Source organism: Massilia sp. UMI-21 (genome assembly GCA_015277795.1).
Classification (GTDB): Bacteria; Pseudomonadota; Gammaproteobacteria; order Burkholderiales; family Burkholderiaceae_D; genus Telluria.
This window is the reverse complement of sequence record CP063848.1, coordinates 1986818-2008031: the sequence shown is the minus strand read 5'-3', so window position 1 is coordinate 2008031 and position 21214 is coordinate 1986818. Positions and strand designations below refer to the sequence as shown.

21 protein-coding genes are annotated in these 21214 nt (G+C 67.4%); 9 read left to right on the top strand and 12 right to left on the bottom strand.

Going from position 1 to position 21214, the window contains the following annotated elements:
• Nucleotides 1–62: 62 nt before the first annotated feature.
• The 3 genes from nusB to ribB all read right to left on the bottom strand — a co-directional run bounded on the left by nusB (nucleotide 63) and on the right by ribB (nucleotide 2275).
• Nucleotides 63–533, bottom strand: coding sequence for a transcription antitermination factor NusB (gene nusB, locus IM543_08930; GenBank protein QOY95936.1), 471 nt, complete (start codon nucleotides 531–533; stop codon nucleotides 63–65).
• A gap of 84 nt (nucleotides 534–617) precedes the next feature.
• A complete protein-coding gene (locus IM543_08925) occupies nucleotides 618–1097 on the bottom strand; it encodes a 6,7-dimethyl-8-ribityllumazine synthase (GenBank protein ID QOY95935.1) in 480 nt (159 codons plus the stop codon).
• 71 nt (nucleotides 1098–1168) lie between these two features.
• Nucleotides 1169–2275, bottom strand: coding sequence for a 3,4-dihydroxy-2-butanone-4-phosphate synthase (gene ribB / locus IM543_08920; GenBank protein ID QOY95934.1), 1107 nt, complete (start codon nucleotides 2273–2275; stop codon nucleotides 1169–1171).
• 360 nt (nucleotides 2276–2635) lie between these two features.
• On the opposite strand from ribB, the gene IM543_08915 reads away from it, so the two are divergent.
• The gene (locus IM543_08915; GenBank protein QOY95933.1) at nucleotides 2636–5305 is read left to right on the top strand and encodes an EAL domain-containing protein; all 2670 of its coding nucleotides are present in this window, start codon (nucleotides 2636–2638) and stop codon (nucleotides 5303–5305) included.
• Nucleotides 5306–5384: 79 nt separating this feature from the next.
• Nucleotides 5385–8336 carry an insulinase family protein gene (locus tag IM543_08910; protein ID QOY95932.1) on the top strand — a complete coding sequence of 984 codons (2952 nt, stop codon included), beginning with the start codon at nucleotides 5385–5387 and terminating at the stop codon, nucleotides 8334–8336.
• Nucleotides 8337–8428: 92 nt separating this feature from the next.
• Here IM543_08910 and IM543_08905 read toward each other — a convergent pair whose 3' ends face one another.
• The 9 genes from IM543_08905 to IM543_08865 all read right to left on the bottom strand — a co-directional run bounded on the left by IM543_08905 (nucleotide 8429) and on the right by IM543_08865 (nucleotide 15348).
• Nucleotides 8429–9055 (bottom strand): riboflavin synthase, encoded by a 627-nt coding sequence (locus IM543_08905; GenBank protein ID QOY95931.1) that lies wholly within the window; start codon nucleotides 9053–9055, stop codon nucleotides 8429–8431.
• Between the two features lie 13 nt (nucleotides 9056–9068).
• On the bottom strand, nucleotides 9069–10169 hold the full coding sequence (ribD, locus tag IM543_08900) for a bifunctional diaminohydroxyphosphoribosylaminopyrimidine deaminase/5-amino-6-(5-phosphoribosylamino)uracil reductase RibD (protein QOY96590.1): 1101 nt from the start codon (nucleotides 10167–10169) through the stop codon (nucleotides 9069–9071).
• A 71-nt stretch (nucleotides 10170–10240) separates the two neighbouring features.
• A complete protein-coding gene (locus tag IM543_08895) occupies nucleotides 10241–10795 on the bottom strand; it encodes a GspH/FimT family protein (protein QOY95930.1) in 555 nt (184 codons plus the stop codon).
• Entirely contained in the window at nucleotides 10792–11268 is a 477-nt protein-coding gene (locus IM543_08890) for a type IV pilin protein (protein ID QOY95929.1), read from the bottom strand. The genes IM543_08895 and IM543_08890 overlap by 4 nt, the downstream gene beginning before the upstream one ends.
• Nucleotides 11265–11906, bottom strand: coding sequence for a hypothetical protein (locus IM543_08885; GenBank protein QOY96589.1), 642 nt, complete (start codon nucleotides 11904–11906; stop codon nucleotides 11265–11267). Before IM543_08885 ends, IM543_08890 begins: the two co-directional genes overlap by 4 nt.
• A gap of 82 nt (nucleotides 11907–11988) precedes the next feature.
• Nucleotides 11989–12924, bottom strand: coding sequence for a PilW family protein (locus IM543_08880; protein QOY95928.1), 936 nt, complete (start codon nucleotides 12922–12924; stop codon nucleotides 11989–11991).
• Nucleotides 12921–13448, bottom strand: coding sequence for a type IV pilus modification protein PilV (gene pilV, locus IM543_08875; GenBank protein QOY95927.1), 528 nt, complete (start codon nucleotides 13446–13448; stop codon nucleotides 12921–12923). The genes IM543_08880 and pilV overlap by 4 nt, the downstream gene beginning before the upstream one ends.
• A gap of 117 nt (nucleotides 13449–13565) precedes the next feature.
• Nucleotides 13566–14024 (bottom strand): transcriptional repressor NrdR, encoded by a 459-nt coding sequence (nrdR, locus tag IM543_08870; protein ID QOY95926.1) that lies wholly within the window; start codon nucleotides 14022–14024, stop codon nucleotides 13566–13568.
• 76 nt (nucleotides 14025–14100) lie between these two features.
• Nucleotides 14101–15348: a serine hydroxymethyltransferase gene (locus IM543_08865; protein ID QOY95925.1), complete on the bottom strand. Its 1248-nt coding sequence runs from the start codon at nucleotides 15346–15348 to the stop codon at nucleotides 14101–14103.
• 360 nt (nucleotides 15349–15708) lie between these two features.
• Here IM543_08865 and IM543_08860 point away from each other — a divergent pair, with 360 nt between their 5' ends.
• From IM543_08860 to pal, 7 genes are all read left to right on the top strand, one after another.
• Nucleotides 15709–16455, top strand: coding sequence for an SDR family oxidoreductase (locus tag IM543_08860; GenBank protein QOY95924.1), 747 nt, complete (start codon nucleotides 15709–15711; stop codon nucleotides 16453–16455).
• Between the two features lie 223 nt (nucleotides 16456–16678).
• Entirely contained in the window at nucleotides 16679–17083 is a 405-nt protein-coding gene (gene ybgC / locus IM543_08855; GenBank protein QOY95923.1) for a tol-pal system-associated acyl-CoA thioesterase, read from the top strand.
• Between the two features lie 45 nt (nucleotides 17084–17128).
• A complete protein-coding gene (tolQ, locus tag IM543_08850; GenBank protein ID QOY95922.1) occupies nucleotides 17129–17812 on the top strand; it encodes a protein TolQ in 684 nt (227 codons plus the stop codon).
• A gap of 15 nt (nucleotides 17813–17827) precedes the next feature.
• Nucleotides 17828–18262 carry a biopolymer transporter ExbD gene (locus IM543_08845; protein ID QOY95921.1) on the top strand — a complete coding sequence of 145 codons (435 nt, stop codon included), beginning with the start codon at nucleotides 17828–17830 and terminating at the stop codon, nucleotides 18260–18262.
• A 27-nt stretch (nucleotides 18263–18289) separates the two neighbouring features.
• On the top strand, nucleotides 18290–19270 hold the full coding sequence (gene tolA / locus IM543_08840) for a cell envelope integrity protein TolA (protein QOY95920.1): 981 nt from the start codon (nucleotides 18290–18292) through the stop codon (nucleotides 19268–19270).
• Between the two features lie 19 nt (nucleotides 19271–19289).
• Nucleotides 19290–20549 carry a Tol-Pal system protein TolB gene (tolB, locus tag IM543_08835; GenBank protein ID QOY95919.1) on the top strand — a complete coding sequence of 420 codons (1260 nt, stop codon included), beginning with the start codon at nucleotides 19290–19292 and terminating at the stop codon, nucleotides 20547–20549.
• 36 nt (nucleotides 20550–20585) lie between these two features.
• Nucleotides 20586–21110 carry a peptidoglycan-associated lipoprotein Pal gene (pal, locus tag IM543_08830; GenBank protein QOY95918.1) on the top strand — a complete coding sequence of 175 codons (525 nt, stop codon included), beginning with the start codon at nucleotides 20586–20588 and terminating at the stop codon, nucleotides 21108–21110.
• Nucleotides 21111–21214: the final 104 nt, after the last annotated feature.

Here is a 21214-nt window from a genome sequence, read left to right as displayed (position 1 = left end):
GCAATAAAAAAGCCACCGGGCAACGCCACGGTGGCTTTCTCTCCATATGGAAGAACCGCGGATCAGCGGCGCGCGTCTGCCGCCACTTCGTCCGGGCGCAGGCTCGACGCCAGCTTGTCCAGCACGCCGTTGACGTACTTGTGGCCGTCGATGCCGCCGAAGGACTTGGTCAGCTCGACCGCCTCGTTGATGACGACGCGGTAGGGGATTTCCGGATGGTTCTTCAGCTCGTAGGCGCCCAGCAGCAGCACCGCATGCTCGATCGGCGACAGTTCGGCCACGCCGCGGTCGATCAGCGGCGCGATGGCTTCGCGCAGTTCGACGGAGGTGGCAATGGCGCCGTTCAGCAGTTCGCCGAAGAATTCGCCGTCGGCCTTCTCGAAGCCGTGCGCGCCACGGATGTTGGCGACGACCGTGCGGGCCGGCTCATTGTTCAGCAGCCACTGGTACAGGCCCTGCAGCGCGAACTCGCGCGCGCGGTGGCGCGGCGTGCGGTTCTTGCTCGGGTTGGCGTGCGTGGTTTTATCGGTCATGTGATTCTCTTCCTTCCTTATTCCTGGAGCGCTTGACAAACCCCCACGGCGGCAAGGCCGCCATGGGGGAAAGCTCAGGCGCTCTTATTCTTCTTCGGCCTGCAGCTCTTCGAGCGCGAACAGCAGGTTCGACATCTCGACCGCGACGCGCGCCGCTTCCAGGCCCTTCTCGGCCATGCGGACTTCGGCCTGCTCGTCGTTCTCGGTGGTGAGGATGGCGTTGGCGATCGGCATGCCGTAGTCCAGGCCGATGCGGGTGATGCCCGCGCCCGACTCGTTCGAGACCAGCTCGAAGTGGTAGGTTTCGCCGCGGATCACCGCGCCGAGCGCGACCAGCGCATCGAACTGCTGGGTCTCGGCCATCTTCTGCAGCGCCAGCGGCACTTCCAGCGCACCCGGGACGGTAACGTGGAGGATGTCCTCGTCGCCGACGCCCAGGCGCTTCAGTTCGGCCAGGCAGGATGACAGCAGGCCATGGCCGACGTCGGCGTTGAACCGCGCCTGCACGATGCCGATGCGCAGGCCTTCGCCCGCCAGGTTGCTTTCATAAGTTGGTACCGTCATGGCTGACCTCTTCTTCTCTGTGATGTATATATATTAGTGTGATTTCTCTACGGCGCGTCGTACCGGACCCGTCACGCGGACGGCTGCGGCAGGTAGCCGGTGACTTCCAGGTCGAAGCCGGTCATCGACGGCATCTTGCGCGGGTTGGCCAGCAGTTGCATCTTGCCCACGCCGAGATTGCGCAGGATCTGGGCGCCGATACCGTAGGTGCGCAGGTCCATCGATGCCGCACGCGCGCTCCTCGGGCCGGTATCGCGCGGGGCGAACTGGGCGAACAGCTGGTCGGCGGTCTCGCCGCAGTTGAGCAGCACGATGGCGCCACAGTCGCCGCCCTGCACCGCCTTCATGGCCGAGGCCAGGTCCCAGGAGTGGGTCGAGGCGCAATTGCCGAGCACGTCCAGGATCGAGACCGGCTGGTGCACCCGCACCAGGGCTTCCTTGTCGCGCGCCAGTTCGCCGTGCACCAGGGCCAGGTGGGCGGCGCCGCTCGGCTTGTCGCGGAAGGCGACCAGCTTGAACTCGCCATACGGGGTGCTCAGGGGACGCTCGGCCACGCGCTCGACCAGGCTTTCGTTCTGGCTGCGGTAATGGATCAGGTCGGCAATGGTGCCGATCTTCAGCTTGTGTTCGCCGGCGAAGTCGATCAGGTCCGGCAGGCGCGCCATGGTGCCGTCTTCCTTGATGATCTCGCAGATCACCGAGGCCGGGGTCAGGCCGGCCATCTCGGTCAGGTCGCAGCCGGCTTCGGTATGGCCGGCGCGCATCAGGACGCCGCCCTTCTGGGCGCGCAGCGGGAAGATGTGACCCGGCTGGACCAGGTCGTCCGGGGTCGTTCCCTTGTTCACGGCGACCTGGATGGTGCGCGCGCGGTCGGCCGCGGAAATGCCGGTGGTCACGCCCTCGGCCGCCTCGATCGACACCGTGAAATTGGTGCCGAACGAGGTGCCGTTCTTCGAGGTCATCATCGGCAGCGCCAGCTCGTCGCAACGTTCTTCGGTCAGGGTCAGGCAGACCAGGCCACGCGCATGGCGGATCATGAAGTTGATCGCTTCCGGGGTGACGAAGTCGGCGGCAAGCACCAGGTCGCCCTCGTTTTCGCGGTCTTCTTCGTCGACAAGAATGACCATGCGCCCTGCGCGCAGTTCGGCAACGATTTCCTCGGTGCTGGAGATAGGCATACGGATTCCTTGAAACGGGGGATTTTGCGTAATCCGCTATTTTAAAGGATTTACTGTCTTTCAACCGAGGTGATGGCGGGCCCCAGGACCACAACGCTGGGAATACGTCAAGCTTTGTTCCCTGAAAGCAACAAATTCCGAACAGTGTGCGTGAAAGGACACAAATTTGTTTACCCTATAGTTTCCCGCACGCAACAAGACAGCGTGCCCACGCATGCCTGGATTATGATAAAGACATTGCGGCCGGGTGCGTCACGGAGGTGTTTCCCGAGTGATAGCCGGCCATTTTCTGGAGTTGCCATGATGGTCGTCCGCCATCCGCCCGATCCATGCAGCCTTTCTGCGCAAAGGCGGCGCTGAATGGCCACGATCCTCGTCGTCGACGACCGGCCGAGCAACCGTGCCTTCCTCAAGGCGCTGATCGCTTACACCGGCCACCGGCTGCTCGAAGCGGAGGACGGCGCCCAGGCCCTGGCGCTGGCACGCGCACAACGCCCCGACCTGATCATCACCGACCTGCTGATGCCCGTGATGGACGGCTACGAACTGGTACAGCAGCTGCGCCGCGATGCCGACCTGCGCAGCATCCGCGTGATTTTCTTTTCGGCCGTCTACGCGGAACGCGAGACCCGGGCGATGGCGGCGCGCTGCGGCGTCGCCACCGTCCTGTCCAAGCCGGCCGACCCGCAGCAGATCCTGGGCGCCATCGGAGCCGAGCTGGGCATGCGCGAGGGCGTCGCGCCGCCGGCGCCGCCGGTCCAGGAAAGCGAACGTGCGCTTCCCTTCGACCTGGGCGCGCGCCTGGCCGAACTCGAACGCATGTGCCTGACCCTGATCGGCGAGCGCCGCGTCGAGACCCTGGCCGCCTCCTTCCTCGACGCCGCGCGGCGCGTCCTGCACGCCGACTTTGCCGCCCTGTGCCTGCTCGACCGGGGCGAACGTAGCGTGCGCCACCTCGACACCTGGGCGCTCGCCCCCAGCCTGCTGGCCTCCCACGCCCTCGACGAAGCCCGACTGCCCGGCATGCTGCTGCGCGCCCGGGCGCCGCTGCGCCTGAGCAAGGGCGATCCCCTGCTGGGCGGCATCCCGTCCTGCCATCCGGCCATGGGCAGCTTCCTGGGCCTGCAGGTGCACGACCTGCAGCACCCGCACGGCTGGCTGTACTGCGCGCGCCGCCCGGGCGCACCCTCGTTCACCGACGAAGAGGAACGCTGGGCCACCGCACTGGCCGCCCAGCTGGCGGTGGCCTATGAAAACCTGAACCTGTACGACCTCATCCAGCGCCATGCGGCCCAGCTCCAGCTGGAAGCGCTGGCGCGCGCCGACGCCGACCATGCCCTGCGCGAAAGCGAGCACCGCCTCGAACTGGCGCGCCAGGTGTTCGACAGCACCCAGGAAGGCATCGTGATGACCGATGCCGACGCCAACATCGTGGCGGTGAATCCGGCCTTCGAGCAGATCACGGGCTTCGGCGAAGCCGAGGTGCTGGGCCAGAACCCGCGCATCCTGCGTTCGGGCCGCCATGACGCCGGCTTCTACCTCGCCATGTGGCAGTGCCTGGAACACGACGGCCAGTGGCGCGGCGAGATCTGGAACCGGCGCAAGAACGGCGAGGTCTATCCGGCGCGCACCAGCATCAGCGCCGTGCGCGACGAGGCCGGCAAGCTGACGGCCTACGTGGCCGTATCGACCGACCTGTCGGCCCTGAAAGCCGCGCACTACCAGCTCGACTTCCTGTCGAACCACGACGCGCTCACCCTGCTGCCCAACCGCTCGCTGTTCAACGACCGCCTGCAGCAGGCGATGGCGGCCGCGCGCCAGGGCGACGGCCAGCTCGCGCTGCTCATGTTCAATGTCGACCGCCTGTCGCGCATCAACGACAGCCTGGGCCACGCGGCCGGCGATGCGGTGCTGCGCGAGGTGGCGCGCCGGGTGGGCGACATCGCCGGCCCCACCGACACCCTGGCGCGGCTGTCGGGCGACGAGTTCGTCCTGCTGCTCACCGCTTGCCGCGACAACGAGGACATCATCCTGGCCGCGCGCCGCCTGATCGATGCCATCGCCCAGCCCCATTCGGTCGGCGGGCACGACGTGGTGGTGACCGGCAGCGTCGGCATCAGCATCTTCCCGCGCGACGGCAACGCCCCGGGCGACCTGCTGAAAGCCGCCGACGCCGCGCTGACCGAGGTGAAGGGTGCGGGGCGCAACGGGTTCCGCTTCTTCAAGGGCGAGATGAACGCGCAGGCCTTGCGCTGGCTGGCCCTGGAAACGCGTCTGCGGCGCGCCATCGAGCGCGACGAGCTGGCCCTGCACTACCAGCCACAGGTTGCGCGTCTCGACGGCCGCGTGGTCGGGATGGAAGCCCTGCTGCGCTGGCGCAGCGCCGAAATCGGCGTGGTGCCGCCGGGCGACTTCATCCCGCTGGCCGAGGATACCGGCCTGATCCACCCGATCGGCGAATGGGTGATCCGCCAGGCATGCTTCCAGAACAAGGCCTGGCAGAACGCCGGCCTGCCGCCGGTGCGGGTGGCGGTCAATGTCTCGGCCAGCCAGTTCAAGGCCGGCTCGGTGTGCGCCGTCGTGCGCAAGGCCCTGCTCGATAGCGGCCTGGCGCCGCGCTACCTGGAGGTGGAGCTGACCGAGAGCGTGATGCTGGGCGACAGCGCCGTGGCCGAGACGCAGATGGCCGAGCTGCGCGCCATGGGCGTGTCGCTCTCGCTGGACGACTTCGGCACCGGTTATTCCTCGCTCGGCTACCTGTCGCGCTTCCCGCTCGACAAACTGAAGATCGACCAGACTTTCGTGCGCAACATCACGGTCGAGCAGCGCAGCGCGGCGATCGCCCAGGCCACCATCGCGCTGGCCCAGGGCCTGGCGCTGTCGGTCGTGGCCGAAGGCGTGGAAACGGTGGGCCAGCGCGACTTCCTGGGCCTCATCGGCTGCGACGTCATGCAGGGCTACCTGTACAGCCGCCCGGTGCCGGCCCACGAAATGGCACAACTGCTGGCCAAGGGACGCGTTACTGTATGAACATACTACGGCCTTGGCGCAACAGCGTCGGCCGGCACGCGCGGTAGAATGCGTGCTCGTCACCAGAATCGGATTCCAGATGAGCAAGAAACCCCTGCGCGGCCCCCTCGGCCTGATCGGCCACTGCCTGGCCGCGCTGCTGTGCGTACAATCGCTGGCGGCCGTGCCGGTGGCCGCCGCACAAGCCCCCGCGACAGCCGAGCCGCCCAGCGCCAGGGCCACGTCCCGGACCGCCGGTTCCTTGCGCCTGGACGCCCCGATCCCGGTCGGTCCGCAGGTCAAGGTAGGCAAGCTCGCCAACGGCCTCACCTATTACATCCAGCGCAATGCCCGCCCCGAACGCAAGCTCGAACTGCGCCTGGTGGTCAAGGCCGGCTCGATCCTCGAGGACGAGGACCAGCGTGGCCTGGCCCATTTCGTCGAGCACATGGCCTTCAACGGCTCCACGCATTTCCGCAAGCATGAGCTGGTGTCCTACCTGCAGTCGATCGGGGTCGGCTTCGGCGCCGACCTGAACGCCTACACCTCGTTCGACGAAACCGTCTACATCCTGCCGATCCCGACCGACAAGCCGGAACACGTGGCCAAGGCCTTCCAGGTGCTGGAAGACTGGGCCCACGGCCTGGACTTCGATCCGGAGGCGGTCGACAAGGAACGCGGCATCGTGCTCGAAGAGCTACGCCTCGGCAAGGGCGCTTCGGACCGCATGGGCAAGCAGATCATGCCGGCGATCTTCAACGGCTCGAGGTATGCCGAGCGCCTGCCGATCGGCACCGAAGAGGTGCTGCGCAACTTCAAGCCTGACGCCTTGACGCGCTTCTACCGCGACTGGTACCGCCCCGACCTGATGGCGGTGGTGGTGGTCGGCGACATCGACCCGGCCCGGGCCGAGAAGCTGGTCAAGTCGCACTTCGCGCACCTCAAGAATCCCAGCCCGGCGCGCCCGCGCGCCTATGCCGAGATCCCGACGCGCCAGGCAAGCGAGGCCCTGGTGGTCACCGACCCCGAGGCGACCGGCAATGCGGTGCTGATCCGCTACCCGGTGCAGCCGGTGGTCGAGGCCGGCACTGTCCGCGCCTACCGCGACGACCTGGTGCAGTCGATGTTCTCGAGCATGCTGAACCAGCGCCTGCAGGAGCTGTCGCAGCTGCCGGAGCCGCCCTTCATGGGCGCCAGCAGCTCGCTCGGCAAGCTGACCCCGCGCTACCGTTCCTACAATGCCTCGGCCGCGCTCGGACCGCGCGGCGCCGAAGCCGCCCTCACCGCCCTGGTCGAGGAAAACGAGCGCGCGCGCCGCTTCGGCTTCAGCGCGGACGAACTCGAGCGGGTCAAGAAAAACCTGATGCGCACCTACGAACAGGCCTGGAACGAACGCGCCAAGAGCGATTCGGGCACCTATGCCGCCGAGTACATCCGCAATTTCCTGCAGCAGGAAGCGATTCCCGGCATCGACACCGAGTACCGCTACGTCAAGGAACTGGTGCCCGGCATCACGCTCGCCGAGATCAACGACTATGCGCGCCGCACCATCCCGCTCGCGTCGGGCAAGCTGGTGCTGTACACCGGCGTGACCCGTCCCGAGACGCCGCAGGGCGCACAGCTGCTGGGCGCGGTGGCCGCGGCGCAGCGCGCCGAACTGCAGCCGCGCGACGAGAAGACGCTGGCGAAACGCCTGATGGAACGCCCGCCCAAGGCAGGCAGCATCGTGGCCGAGACCCACGACAAAGCGCTCGGCCTGACCCGCCTGACCCTGTCGAACGGGGTCAAGGTGATCCTCAAGCCGACCGACTTCCGCAACGACCAGGTATTGATGAGCGCGGCCCGCTTCGGCGGCCAGAGCCTGTTCGGCGACCAGGACATCCTGAATGCGCGCTTCGCCAACGCGATCGTGGCCAGCATGGGCGTGAAGGATTTCACGCCGCTGGACATGCGCAAGATCCTGGCCGGCAAGGCGGCCCAGGTGAACGTCGGCCTGGCCAACTACACCGACGTGGTGGTGGGCGCCTCGGGCGCGACCGACATCGAGACCATGCTGCAACTGACCTGGCTGAAGTTCCAGGACGTGCGGCGCGACGAAGACCTGTTCCGCTCCTACGTCGGCAAGCAGGCCGAGCAGGCTCGCAACCAGACCGCCCAGCCGGGCGCGCACTTTGGCGACGCGGTCATGGCGGCGCTGTACAACAAGCATCCGCGCGCCCCGCGCACCCTGAAGGCGGAAGAATACGAGCAGATCGACCTCGACCGCAGCATCGAGATCTTCCGCCAGCGCTTCTCCTCCGCCCGCGACCTGAGCTTCATCCTGGTCGGCAGTTTCGACGTGGCCACGATCAAGCCCCTGCTGGCGACCTACCTGGGCAGCCTGCCGACGCCGGAACTCACCGTGGCCTACCGCGACGTCGGCCTGCGCCCGGCGCAAGGCGTGGTCAAGCGCGAGGTGCGCAGCGGCTCCGAGCCGAAGAGCACGATCTCGCTGACCTTTACCGGCGCGGCCGAATTCAGCGAAGCCGAACAGCTGCGCCTGTCGGCCCTGCTCGAGGTGCTCAACCTGCGCATCATCGATGTGCTGCGCGAGAAAATGGCGCTGATCTACGGCGGCGGCGCCTCGGGTGTGCTGAGCAAGATCCCCTACGGGCACTACTCGATCGGCGTGACCCTGCCCACCGGACCGGAACATGTGGACAAGGTGATCGCGGCGACCTTCGCCGAGATCGAAAAGCTGCAGCGCGATGGCCCGCAGGCGGCCGACCTGGACAAGGTGAAGAGCAACTGGATCCAGAACCACCGCCGCTCGCTGCGCGAGAACGGCTACTGGCTGGGACACCTGCAGACGGCGCTCAGCGAAGGCACCGACCCGGCATCGATCCTGCAGGTCGAGCAGCAGGTGCAGGCCCTGCGCGCCGAGGATATCCGGGTGGCGGCGCGGCGCTACTTCAACGAACAGAACTACGTGCAGGTGGTCTTGAATCCGGAGGCGCCGACGGCGACTGCCGTGGCGGCGTCCGGAACCGGGAGCGCAGCGCCAGGCGGTTGACTGTGTAGGGTGGGCGGATGTCCGCCCACGCGTTCAACCAGCAGCAAGATCGTCGTGCACGAGCATGGAACCGATAACGCCCACCCGACGATTCACCCCTTCGCCGACAGCATGCGCTCCACGTAGCGCGCGATCAGGTCGATCTCCAGGTTCACCTGCGAGCCGGCCTGCAAGTGCTTCAGGGTGGTGACCTCGATCGTGTGCGGAATCAGGTTGATCGAGAAGCGGCATACCTTGCCGCCTTCAGCCTCGAGGTCTTCCACGCGGTTGACGGTCAGCGACACGCCGTTGACCACCACCGATCCCTTGTAGGCCAGGAACTTGGCCAGCTCCCAGGGCGCATCGATCACCAGTTCGCGCGATTCGCCCACCGGCTCGAAGCTGTGCACGGTGCCCAGTCCGTCGACGTGGCCGGACACCAGGTGGCCGCCCAGGCGCTCGGCCAGGGTCAGCGCCTTTTCCAGGTTGACTTCGCCGGGCGCTTCCAGCCCGACGGTCTTGTTCAGGCTTTCGCGCGAGACGTCGACGGTGAAGCCTTGCCCGGTCTTGGCCACCACGGTCATGCAGGCGCCGTTGATGGCGATCGAGTCGCCCAGCGCGACATCGCCCAGCGCCAGCGGGCCGGCGTCGACTTCCAGGCGCACGCCCGCGAAAGAACCGCCTTCGAGCGGCTTGACCGACGTGATGGTGCCGACGGCGGCGACAATTCCAGTAAACATGTGGACTTCTTCCTCAGTGTTGGTGTTCAGTGTCAGGTGCGGCGAAGCGCGCCAGGATGCGGAGGTCCGCGCCGATCCGCGCCACGTCGTGGAAGCGCAGCCGGCGCTGATCGCCAAGCCGCGCCAGCGGCGGCAGGTCGAACATGCCCTGCCCCGGCCCGATCAGGCTCGGCGCCAGGTAGGCCAGCAGTTCGTCGACGCAGCCTTCGCGCACCATCGATGCGTTCAGTTTCGATCCCGCTTCCACGTGCACTTCGTTGATCTCGCGCCGGCCGAGCTCGCGCATCAGGGCCGGCAGGTCGACCTTGCCCTGCGGGTTCGGCAGCACGATCACCTCATGGCCCGCCGCGCGCAGCGCCGCCGCTTTTTCGGCGCATCGTTCCTGCACGTCGACGGCGGCGACGATCCAGCACGGCTCGCCCTGCAGGATGCGGGCGGCGAGGTCGATCTCGAGCCGGCTGTCGACGATCACGCGGCGCGGCTGCATCGGCGTGTCGATGCCGCGCACGGTGAGCTGCGGGTCGTCGGCCTTGACGGTGCCGATGCCGGTCAGGATCGCCTGCGCGCGGGCGCGCCAGGCATGGCCGTCGGCGCGGGCCTCGGGCCCGGTGATCCATTGGCTCTCGCCGTCCGCCAGTGCGGTGGCGCCGTCCAGGCTGGCCGCGACTTTCAGGCGCACCCAGGGCAGGCCGCGCCGCATGCGCGAGAAAAAGCCGATGTTCAGCTCGTGGGCCTGGTCGGCCAGCACGCCGGACGTGACGGCGATGCCCGCCGCCTGCAGCCGGGCCAGGCCGCGGCCGGCGACCAGGGGATTGGGGTCGGTCATGGCCGCCACCACCCGCCCCAGCCCGGCCTGCACCAGCGCATCCGCGCATGGCGGCGTGCGCCCGTGGTGGCTGCACGGCTCCAGCGTCACGTAGGCGGTGGCGCCGCGCACGTCAATGCCGCGCCGCGCCGCATCGCGCAGCGCCCCGATCTCGGCGTGGGCCTGGCCGGCCGGCTGGGTATGGCCGGCGCCGATCACGGCGCCGTCGCGCACGATCACGCAGCCGATGCGCGGATTCGGCGCGGTGAGATACATGCCTCGCGCGGCCCAGGCCAGCGCCAGCGCCATGCCGTCGTTGTCGTTGAGGATCTGTGCGCTGTCGTTTGCCAAAGTCTTTCGTTCCGCTGTCGAGGAGCCTGCTACGGCGCTTGCGGGCCGTCGCAGCCGTCGTCGCGCGCCGGATTGCACATCCGCACGCGCCCGAGCATGTTGATTTTAATACGCCGGATCTGCCCGCCGTGAAACAGCGAGAGCGTACCGAGCCGGGAGGCGCCGCTGTTGCTGTCGCTGCAGCTGCGCCCGGCGCCATTGTAGGCGATGTACTGCGGCGGTGCAGACTGGGTGAAGGAAAAGCCGACCTGCAGGCCCGGCGGCAGCGGCCCGTGCACCGCGATCAGCTCATCCGGCGGCCCCGGCTGGCGGTCGCCGTCGCGGTCGACGAAGACCGTCCAGCCCCGGGTCCAGTCGCTGCCCCGCGGGTCGCGCGGCACCAGCTTGACCCGCTCGCCCCTGGCGATGGCCTGGGCCCGGGTGGTCGCAAGGGCGTCGAGCAGCTCGCCGGAAACGGCTCTCAGCTGCTGGGCGGCGACCAGGGCGTGCAGGTCCGGCGCGGCCAGCGCGAAGGCGACGGCGGCGATCGCCAGCACCACGGCGAGCTCGGCCAGGGTGGCGCCGCCGCGCTTGCACGGGCTCATGGCCAGCAGCGTGCTGCCGCGCCGCTCGCGCCCTGCGCGCCGGTGCTGTCGAAGCTGAGCGTGCCGCAGTCCGGGTCGGTGAACCCGGCGTCGACCCTGTCCGTGCCCGGCCGGGCGCGCAGCTCGATGCACTGGCTGAGCTCCTCGCCGTCGCAGGGGCGCCCGTCGAGCTCGTAGGCGCTGTCCTCGGGCCGCGCGCCGAGCCACCAGCGAAATCCCCCGCCATCGGCGCCATCGGCGCCATCGGCGCCGTCGGCATCGCCGGCCGACGCGGAGAAGGCGACATAGGTATGGTGCAACGCGCGGTACTGCTCCTGCCGCTGCATGGCCTCGACCAGGGCCAGCTGCGCCTCGACCCTGCGGGTCTTGCGCACATGGCGTGCATAGCCCGGATAGGCGATCGCCGCCAGGATCGACACGATCGCCAGCACCGCCAGGACCTCGACCAGGGTGAATCCGTGCTGTCGTTTCATTGCGCTTCGCTCCTTGCCGCTAGGGTTTCCTGCCAGTTGCCGATTTCGCGCCAGCCGACGCGGAGGCCCGGGCCGCCGGGCGTGCCCGGCAAGGGCGGTGGCCCGGCCTGCGCTGCGTCCGGCAGCGCTTGCGCGGGAGCGCTGGCGGCCGGCAGCTTGCGGTAGTAGGCCTGGATCGCCACCTGGGTAGTCGCCGCGCTGCCGAAGCCGAGCGCGGATACCCGGTACAGCAGGCTGCCGCCGGCGGCCGGCATGCGCTCGATGAGATAGCGCGGCGCCTGCCCGCCCGCGCCTGCCGGCATGCGGGCGCCGGTGAAGGTGCCGAGCGCGACCGCCGGCCCGTCCGCATCGGCCAGCGCGGCGAAGATGTCGCCGGCGTCAACGGCCCCCTCGCACAGGCCGTCATAAGGTGCGCCGCCCCCGCAGCCGGCGGCGAACGCGGCCGGAGTGGCGCCGGCCAGCGCCGCCGCGCGCGCCGAGCCTGGGTCGGCGCCGCCTTCGATATCGTGCTCGGCGTCCGCCAGCGCCGCCATGGCGCCGTGCAGGGCCAGCATGCGGTCGCGCTCGTGGCCGGCGGCGCGGGCGCCGTTGATGGCCGTGCGCGCGGCGGCCAGGCCGGTCGCCAGGATCGCCAGCATCAGCAGCATGGCGGTCAGCAGCGCGACACCGCGCTGCCGGCCGCGACGCGATGCATGCGGGGCGGGTATCGTCATGCGGGCCTCAGCGGCTGCGCGCCGGCAGCGCGATCGTGGTGCCGAACACCTTGCGGTAGCGCGGCGGCTCCGCACCCGACAACAGGTCTTCGCCCAGGCGCGTGCCGGCGTCGTCGCCACCGGCCAGCTCGCCATAGTCGCTTCCGAACAGGTCGTAGACCGTGTCGCGTGCGCCCGCCAGCGGGCTGGCCGGGCCATGCAGCAGCAGGGCCACGCGCACGCTCGCCACCTGCTTCCAGTGGGTGCGCCGGCGCAGGTCGGCCTCGCGCTCGGCCGCGGTGGCGCCGGCCAGCACCAGGCCGGCGTCCAGCCCGGCCAGCGCGCTGGCGTTCACGTAGCGCTCCGGGGCGCCGTCGGCGTCGCCGTCCAGCCCATACAGCACCTGGAAGCTGTCGACCGCGCCGACCACCGCATCGGCCGACCAGGCGCTGGCGCCCCGGTACTTGCAGCGCAACTCGGCCTCACCCTGGGCATTGCGGGCGACGTAGAAGATGCTCCAGCCCTCTTCGTCGCGGTGCACGCTGAAGCCGGCGCAGTCGAGCGTGGTGCCGTCGCCGTTGGGCGCGGCGCCCGTGCCCGGGAAACGGACCGCCAGCACGTCGCTGCCATTGACGGCCTGGGTGCTGGAATTGTCGATCGCGACGCCGGCCTTGCTCACGCTGCGGGCGTCGAGGCCGGCCAGGCGCGCGGGGGCGGACGGATCCGGCCCGTCGGCCTGGCCCTCCCAGTCGACCGCGGCGGACTGCCTTACCGCGCGGGCAATCGCTTCCAGCGCATAGCGGCCGGCATCGTCCATGGCGGCCGTTTCCGCTTGCGCGGCGAAGCTCCGGCTGGCCCAGATGAACAGGCTGGCGCCGGCGAGCAGCACCCCCAGGCCGATCGCCATGGCGACCAGCAGTTCGGGCATCGTCATGCCGCGCTGGCGGGGCGCGCCGGCGCTCATCGGATCACCCCGACATAGCCGGGCCCGTCGCCGCTGCCCTGCCAGCCCAGCTTGACGACCGGCAGCGCATCCGCGTCACCGTCGCAGCGCCAGCGATAACGCCGGCGGGCGCTGTCCCACGGCGACCCGTCGCGGCACACGGCGATGCGCCCGCGAGGGAATTGCGCATGCACCGCCTGGCGGATGTCATGCAGGTCGAACGCGGCCAGCTGGGCCGGCGTGCAGGCCGCGCCGCCGAAACAGAGCACCCCGGCGGCGGGCGGCCCGTCGGCCGCGTCGTAGGCGAAGTCCAGATAAGGATTGGCGCCATCGGGCAATTGCGCGACGGCCGGATTGACCTGCATGCGCGCGGCCAGCGCCGCCGCCAGCTGGGCCGCCTCGGACATCAGTGCCGACTGCTGGCGCGTGCGTTCGGCGCTCAGTTGCGCGGCGCCCGCGCCGACGATCCCGACCGCCAGCACGAACAGGGCCACCAGCACTTCGACCAAGGTGAATCCCAGCGACTGCGCCCGCCTCCGCACCATATGCCTCCCTCGACAGCGTTGACCAACCGAGCTGCGAAGTTATCAGGCGGGCACAGGCCAGCAGTGAGCTGGCGCAATCGTGTCGGGGGAACTGCTGAGTGCGTGTATTGGGGGGAATTACTTGCGCGGGTGGCCCACTTCGGCCAGCGCTTCCTGGAACTCGGCCAGGTCTTCGAAGTTCTTGTAGACCGAGGCGAAGCGGATGTAGGCGATCTTGTCCAGGCGCTTGAGCTCCTGCATCACCAGCTCGCCGACATAGCCGGTGTCCACCTCGCGCCGGCCGCTGGTCAGGAGCTTTTCTTCGATGGTCGCGACCGCGGTGTCGATGGCCTCGGCGGCCACCGGGCGCTTGCGCAGCGCCAGCATCAGGCTGTCGCGCAGCTTGTTGGACGAGAACTCGGTGCGGCTGCCGTTCTTCTTGACGATGATCGGCATCGACAGTTCGATCCGCTCGTAGGTGGTGAAGCGCTTGTCGCACTTCGCGCAGCGCCGGCGCCGGCGGATGGCGTCCCCCTCCTCGGACACGCGGGTGTCGAGGACCTGGGTATCTTCATGCTGGCAGAACGGACATTTCATGGCGCCGGGGTGCTTCTTGAAAAGGGGCTGCGCGTTGCAGCAACAGCCTGCAGCCCCGGGTTGCCCAAGGTTCAGCTCAAGCGGCGTAGACCGGATACTTGTCGGTCAGCTGCTTGACTTCCGCCTTCACGCGCTCGATGGTCGCGGCGTCGTGCGGGTTATCCAGCACGTCGGCGATCAGGTGACCCACCTTGACCGCGTCTTCTTCCTTGAAGCCACGGGTGGTGAAAGCCGGGCTGCCCAGGCGGATGCCCGAGGTGACGAAGGGCTTCTGCGGGTCGTTCGGAATACCGTTCTTGTTGCAGGTCATGTGGGCCTGGCCCAGGATCGCTTCGGCTTCCTTGCCGGTGAGGCCCTTGGCGCGCAGGTCGACCAGCATCACGTGCGATTCGGTACGGCCCGAGACGATGCGCAGGCCGCGCTCGGTCAGGGTGTTGGCCAGCGCCGCGGCGTTCTTGACCACCTGCTTCTGGTATTCCTTGAACTCCGGCGACAGCGCCTCTTTAAATGCCACGGCCTTGCCGGCGATCACGTGCATCAGCGGGCCACCCTGGATGCCCGGGAAGATCGCGGAATTGATCTGCTTCTCGTACTCGGCCTTCATCAGGATGATGCCGCCGCGCGGGCCGCGCAGCGACTTGTGGGTGGTCGAGGTGACGAAGTCGGCGTGCGGCACCGGGTTCGGGTACTCGCCCGCGGCGATCAGGCCGGCGTAGTGGGCCATGTCGACCATGAAGTAGGCGCCGACTTCCTTGGCGATGCGGGCGAAGCGCTCGAAGTCGATGCGCAGGGCAAAGGCCGAGGCGCCGGCGATGATCATCTTCGGCTTGTGCTCCCGAGCCAGGCGTTCCATGGCCTCGTAGTCGATGTCTTCCTGCTCGGTCAGGCCGTAGGAAACGACGTTGAACCACTTGCCCGACATGTTCAGCGCCATGCCGTGGGTCAGGTGGCCGCCTTCGGCCAGCGACATGCCCATGATGGTGTCGCCGGGTTTGAGCATGGCGAAGAACACGCCCTGGTTGGCCTGCGAGCCCGAGTTCGGCTGCACGTTGGCGGCTTCGGCGCCAAACAGTTGCTTCAGGCGGTCGATCGCCAGCTGTTCGGCGACGTCGACGTATTCGCAGCCGCCGTAGTAGCGCTTGCCCGGATAGCCTTCGGCGTACTTGTTGGTCAGTTGCGAACCCTGCGCTTCCATCACGGCCGGCGAGGTGTAGTTCTCCGAAGCGATCAGTTCGATGTGGTCTTGCTGGCGAACGTTTTCCTTCTGGATGGCATCCCACAGTTCCGGGTCGACATTGGCGAGCGTATGGTCTTTGGCAAACATGTAAAACTCCAATCGAGAGAAATACCAGGCAACGGGCAGCGCGTCAGTGGCGGGACCGGCAGGCGCACAGGCAGCCCGCGCAAGGACACGGTCCAGTTGGTGGCTGCCCAGGCGAACGGCGAATGGCGTCTCAGGTTCCCCGGTGGATGTCCACCTTTTGCCGTGCGCGGCGCGATGTCGCGCGCACGGTGTTTCGCCAGTTACGTGAGACGTGAATTAGGACGATTGTATGTGATCCGGGCCTCTTAGGGCAAGGAAAGTGCTGTCTTCCTTGCAAGCCTGCCGATGGCGCGCGGGCGGCCAGCAGGCTTGTGGCGGTTTCGGCTACAATTTTCAGCTCCTCTGCTTCCCGGGACCACCATGATCGTCTTTATCACCGGCGCTTCGGCCGGCTTCGGCGCCGCGATGGCGCGCACTTTCGTCCGCAACGGCCACCGCGCCATCCTGGCCGCGCGCCGCACCGAGCGCATCGCCGAACTCGCGCGCGAACTGGGCGAGGCCGCCCTGCCGGTCACGCTGGACGTCACCAGCCGCGCCTCGATCGAGGCCGCGCTGGCCGGACTGCCGGAAGGCTGGCGCGAGATCGACGTGCTGATCAACAATGCGGGCCTGGCGCTGAACACCTTGCCGGCCCATGAAGTGCCGCTGGAAGACTGGGACACCATGATCGCCACCAATTGCCAGGGCCTGGCGGCGATGACCCGCGCGGTGCTGCCGGGCATGGTCGCGCGCGGCAGCGGCCTGGTGATCAACCTCGGTTCGGTGGCGGGCCACTACCCCTACCCCGGCGGCAACGTCTACGGCGCCACCAAGGCCTTCGTCGAGCAGTTCACCCTGAACCTGCGCGCCGACCTGGCCGGCACCGGCGTGCGCGCCACCAACCTGGCGCCGGGCCTGTGCGGCGGCACCGAATTCTCGAACGTGCGCTTCAAGGGCGACGCCGCCGCCGCGGCCAAGGTCTACGAAGGCACGCTGCCCCTGAGCGCCGAAGACATCGCGAACACCGCCTACTGGATCGCCACCCTGCCGCCGCATGTCAACGTCAACAGCATCGAACTGATGCCGACCTGCCAGGGCTTCTCGCCGTTCGCCATCAAGCGCAGCTGATGTCCGCCGGGCGCCGCTGCCACATGTACCGCGCGCTCTGCAATTGTGAGAAAGTGTTACAGTAATTGGCCTTTCGGCTATGTTTCACGTCTACTACTGCGCACCGTAGCTGCCTTGAACGAAAGGCACGCCCGACCATATTGCTTCCTTATGTTCGTAAGCGTACATAAGGATAGCAAAAATCGCGTAAAATGTTTCCAAATTACACTTAACGGCAGGGGAAATGCCTTCAGCTTTTGACTGGACAGTCAGGGTCTATTACGAAGATACCGACGCCGGTGGCATCGTGTTTTACGCCAATTACCTGAAATTCTTCGAACGGGCGCGCACGGAGTGGCTGCGCGCGGCCGGCGTCGGCCAGGGGGCATTGCTGGAGGCCGATGGCGCCGCCTTTGTCGTCAAGAACGTCTCCCTCGACTACCATGCGCCGGCCCGGCTGGACGACGTGCTGACCATTCGCACCACCGTCGAAAAGCTCGGCCGGGCGTCGGTCCAGTTCGCCCAGCAGGCCTGGAACGGCGAGCGGCTGCTGACCACGGCCAGCGTCAAGGTCGGCTGCGTCGACATCGCCACCATGCGCCCCCGTTCGCTTCCCGATCATGCTGCTGATAAAATGCGCGCCGCATAGGCGCCCGCTCAGTTCAAAAGACACAAGACAACCGACCCAAGACCGATGACCGAGACTCCAGACCTTTCGTTGACCGCCCTGATCTTCAACGCCCACCCGCTGGTGCAGTTGATCATGGCCCTGCTGCTGATCCTCTCGATCGTGAGCTGGACCTATATCTTCCGCAAGGTATTCGCCTTGCGCGCCGCGCGCGGCCAGACCGAGCAGTTCGAACGCAGCTTCTGGGCCGGCGGCAACCTGCACACCCTGCACCAGAGCGCCAGCGCACAGCGCGACCAGAGCGGCCCGCTGGCCCGCATCTTCGAAGCCGGCATGGGCGAGTTCATCAAGGGCAAGCAGGCCGCGCGCGACGCCATCGACATGGGCCCGGTGCTGGACGGTTCGCGCCGCGCCATGCGCGCCGCCTTCCAGCGCGAACTCGACGCACTCGACATCCACCTGAACTTCCTGGCCTCGGTCGGCTCGGTCTCGCCCTACATCGGCCTGCTCGGCACCGTGTGGGGCATCATGAACGCCTTCCGCGGCCTGGCCAACGTGCAGCAGGCCACCCTGGCCGTGGTCGCACCCGGCATCGCCGAAGCGCTGATCGCGACCGCGATCGGCCTGTTCGCCGCGATTCCGGCGGTGGTGGCGTACAACCGCTTCACCCACGATATCGACCGCCTGGCGATCCGCTTCGAGAGCTTCGTCGAGGAATTCTCGAACATCCTGCAGCGCCAGGCGCGCTGACGAAGGAGATTGGTGATGGCCTTTTCCAGCAGCAGCCTGCGCGGCGGACGCAAGCGCAAATTCAAGTCCGAGATCAACGTCGTGCCTTACATCGACGTGATGCTGGTGCTGCTCATCATTTTCATGGCGGTGCCGGCCAACGAGGTGCCAAGCGTGGTCAACCTGCCGAGCGCGGAGAAGACCGCGCTGCCGCCGGATACCTATATCCGGATCTCGGTCCAGGCCGACAACCGCCTGTCGATCGGCGTCGGCGGCAAGCAGAAGCTCGCCCTCGAAGACGTGGCCGACCGCACCGCCCTGCTCGAGCGCCTGCGCGCCCTGCACGAGGAACATCCCGACTATCCGGTCCTGATCGAGGGTGACCGCGACAGCAAGTACGACGATGTGATCCAGCTGATCTCGGAAGCGAAGAAGATGGGCATCAACCGGGTGGGCCTCGCCACCAAATGACGCCCGGTGCCTAATCCTATGTCAGCAATGAAGCCAGCCACCGCCGGCGCGCCCTACCGCGTGCCGCCAGAACCGAGCCGACTGCCGGCCTTCCTGCTGGCGGTGGCCGTGCACGCCGTCCTGATCGGCTTCCTGTGGTTCGGCATCAGCTGGCAGAGCAACGAACCGGTCGCGGTCGAGGCCGAAGTCTGGGACATGTCGGTCCAGAGCGCCGCCGCGCCGACCTTGCCGCCGCCGCCCGCGCCCGAGCCTGAGCCTGAGCCCGCACCCGAGCCGGAGCCGGCGCCGCCGCCGCGCCCGGTCGAGCCGCCGCCGGTGGAGCGCCCGGCGCCGACGCCGCCGCCGGACATCAACTTGAAACGCGAGAAAGAGCGCAAGGAACAGGAAAAGCGCAGGGAACAGGAAAAGCGCGAGGCGGCCGAGCAAAGGGAGCGTGAAGAACGCCAGGAACGCCTGCGCAAGGAAGAAGAGCGCAAGCAGGAACTCGCCGAACAGAAAAAGAAAGCGCGCGAAGAAGCCGAGGAAAAGAAGAAGGAACTCGCGAAGAAGGAAGCCGAGGAAAAGAAAAAGGCCGAGAAGCTCGCGGCCGCCAAGGCCGCCAAGGAAAAAGCGGCCAAGGAAAAGGCCGAGGCCGCCAAGCTCGCGAAAATCGCCCAGGACGAACTCAAGCGTATTTCGGGGGCGATGGGCAGCACCGGCACTGCCGCGAAGTCGACCGCGCCGAAGGCCGACGCCGGCTACGTTGCCGCGATCACCGCCGCCATCAAGAGCGCCACCGCCTACGGCGGCGGCACCTCGATGCCGGGCAACCCGAAGGCCGTGTTCAAGGTCGAGCAGTTGCCGACCGGCGAAATCATGTCGGTACGCCTGGTAAAAAGCAGCGGTGTGCCTGAGTTTGACAGAGCAGTGGAAAATGGTATCAAAAAGGCATCCCCGCTTCCCAAGAAAAAGGACGGGACGGTGGAACGCACGCTCGACGTCAACTTCTCGATGAAAGATTACGACTGATTAGCTTCAGGAACAGATGATGAAAAAACTCCATTACCTGCTGTTTAGCGCCACCCTGCTGATGGGAACCGCCACCCAGGCCCAGATCAAGGTGGAAATCGCCGGTGTCGGCAGCAACCAGATCCCGGTCGCGGTGGCCGCCTTCGCCGACGAAGGCATCGCCCCCGCCGACGTCTCCGACATCATCCGCGCCGACCTCGAGCGCAGCGGCGTGTTCAAGGTGATCGACGCCGGCCAGACCATCAGCGACAGCGCCAGCATCGACCTGGCCGCCTTCCGGGCCCAGGGCGCGGACGCCCTGGTGGTCGGCAGCGTGAGCAGGCAGCCGGACGGCCGCTTCGCGATCCGCTACAAGCTGCACGACACCATCAAGGGTGCGCCGATCTCGCAACTGGGCGGCGAAGTGCAGCCGCAGTTCACCCGCCTGCAGGCGCACCGCATCGCCGACGACGTCTACGAAAAGCTGACCGGCGTGCGCGGCATCTTCTCGACCCGGATCGCCTACGTCAAGGACACCGGCAAGCAGCACGCCCTGGTGGTGGCCGACGCCGACGGCGAGAACGAGATCGTGGCCGCCTACGGCCGCGAGTCGATCATCTCGCCGGCCTGGTCGCCGGACGGCACCAAGGTCGCCTACGTCTCGCTGGAAGACCGCAAGCCGGTGGTCTACCTGCAGGACCTGCGCACCGGCAAGCGCAACGTGATCTCCAACGTCAAGGGCAACAATTCGGCCCCGGCCTGGGCCCCGAACGGCAACCTGCTGGCCGTGGCCCTGTCGAAGGATGGCAATACCGAAATCTACACCGTGGGTTCGGATGGCAGCGGCCATCGCCGCCTGACCAACAACCCGGCGATCGACAGCGAGCCGCAGTTCTCGGCGGACGGCCAGACCATTTACTTCATGAGCGACCGCAGCGGCGGTCCGCAGATCTACAAGATGAGCGCCGCGGGCGGCAATGCCACCCGCGTGACCTTCAACGGCAATTACAACATCAGCCCACGCGTCTCGCCTGACGGCAAGACCCTCGCCTGGATTTCCCAGCGCAACGGCACGTTTTCCCTTTATGCGATGAACCTGGCCAGCGGCCAGGAGCTGCGCCTGGCCGATGGGGCCACCGAACCGAGTTTTTCGCCTAACGGCAAGTACATCATGTATGCGATCAAAGGCGGCGGGCGTGCCTCGCTGGCCGTGGTCTCGGTGGATGGACGGATCAAGCAGCGCTTGAGCACCAATGCGGGAAACATTCGGGAGCCCAGCTGGGGTCCCTTCATGAAGTAAAAAGTAGTAAAACTTTAATAGACAAGGAGAAAAACCATGCGCAACTTCCAGAAAGTAGCCCTCATCGCTTCGGCCGTCCTGCTGACCGCCTGCTCGTCGACCAAGCTGCAGGAAACCCCGGTGGTCGAAAAGACCCCGACCCCGGCACCGGTCGCCCAGGCCGAGCCTGAGCGCGTCGTCCGCCCGGTCGAAACCGGCAACGTCGATCCGCTCAACGATCCGCAGGGCGTGCTGGCCAACCGCAGCGTCTACTTCGACTACGACAGCTTCGTCGTGCGCGAAGACGGCCAGCCGGTCGTGACCAACCACGCGGGCTACCTGACCAAGAACAACGGCCGCAAGGTCCTGATCCAGGGCAACACCGACGAGCGCGGCGGCACCGAGTACAACCTGGCCCTGGGCCAGAAGCGTGCCGAAGCCGTCCGTCGTGCGATGGCCGCGCTGGGCGTGTCGGACAACCAGATGGAAGCCGTGTCGCTGGGCGAAGAAAAGCCGAAGGCAATGGGCAGCAACGAAGAAGCCTGGGCTGAAAACCGCCGCGCTGACATCGTCTACCAGTAATCCTTCACGATCACGCCGGGAGGTTTTAAGACTCGGCTGATTGACAGCGGGGCGGACAGCAGTGCAGACTGCATCCGCCCCGCTTTACTTTGCAACCGGAAAGA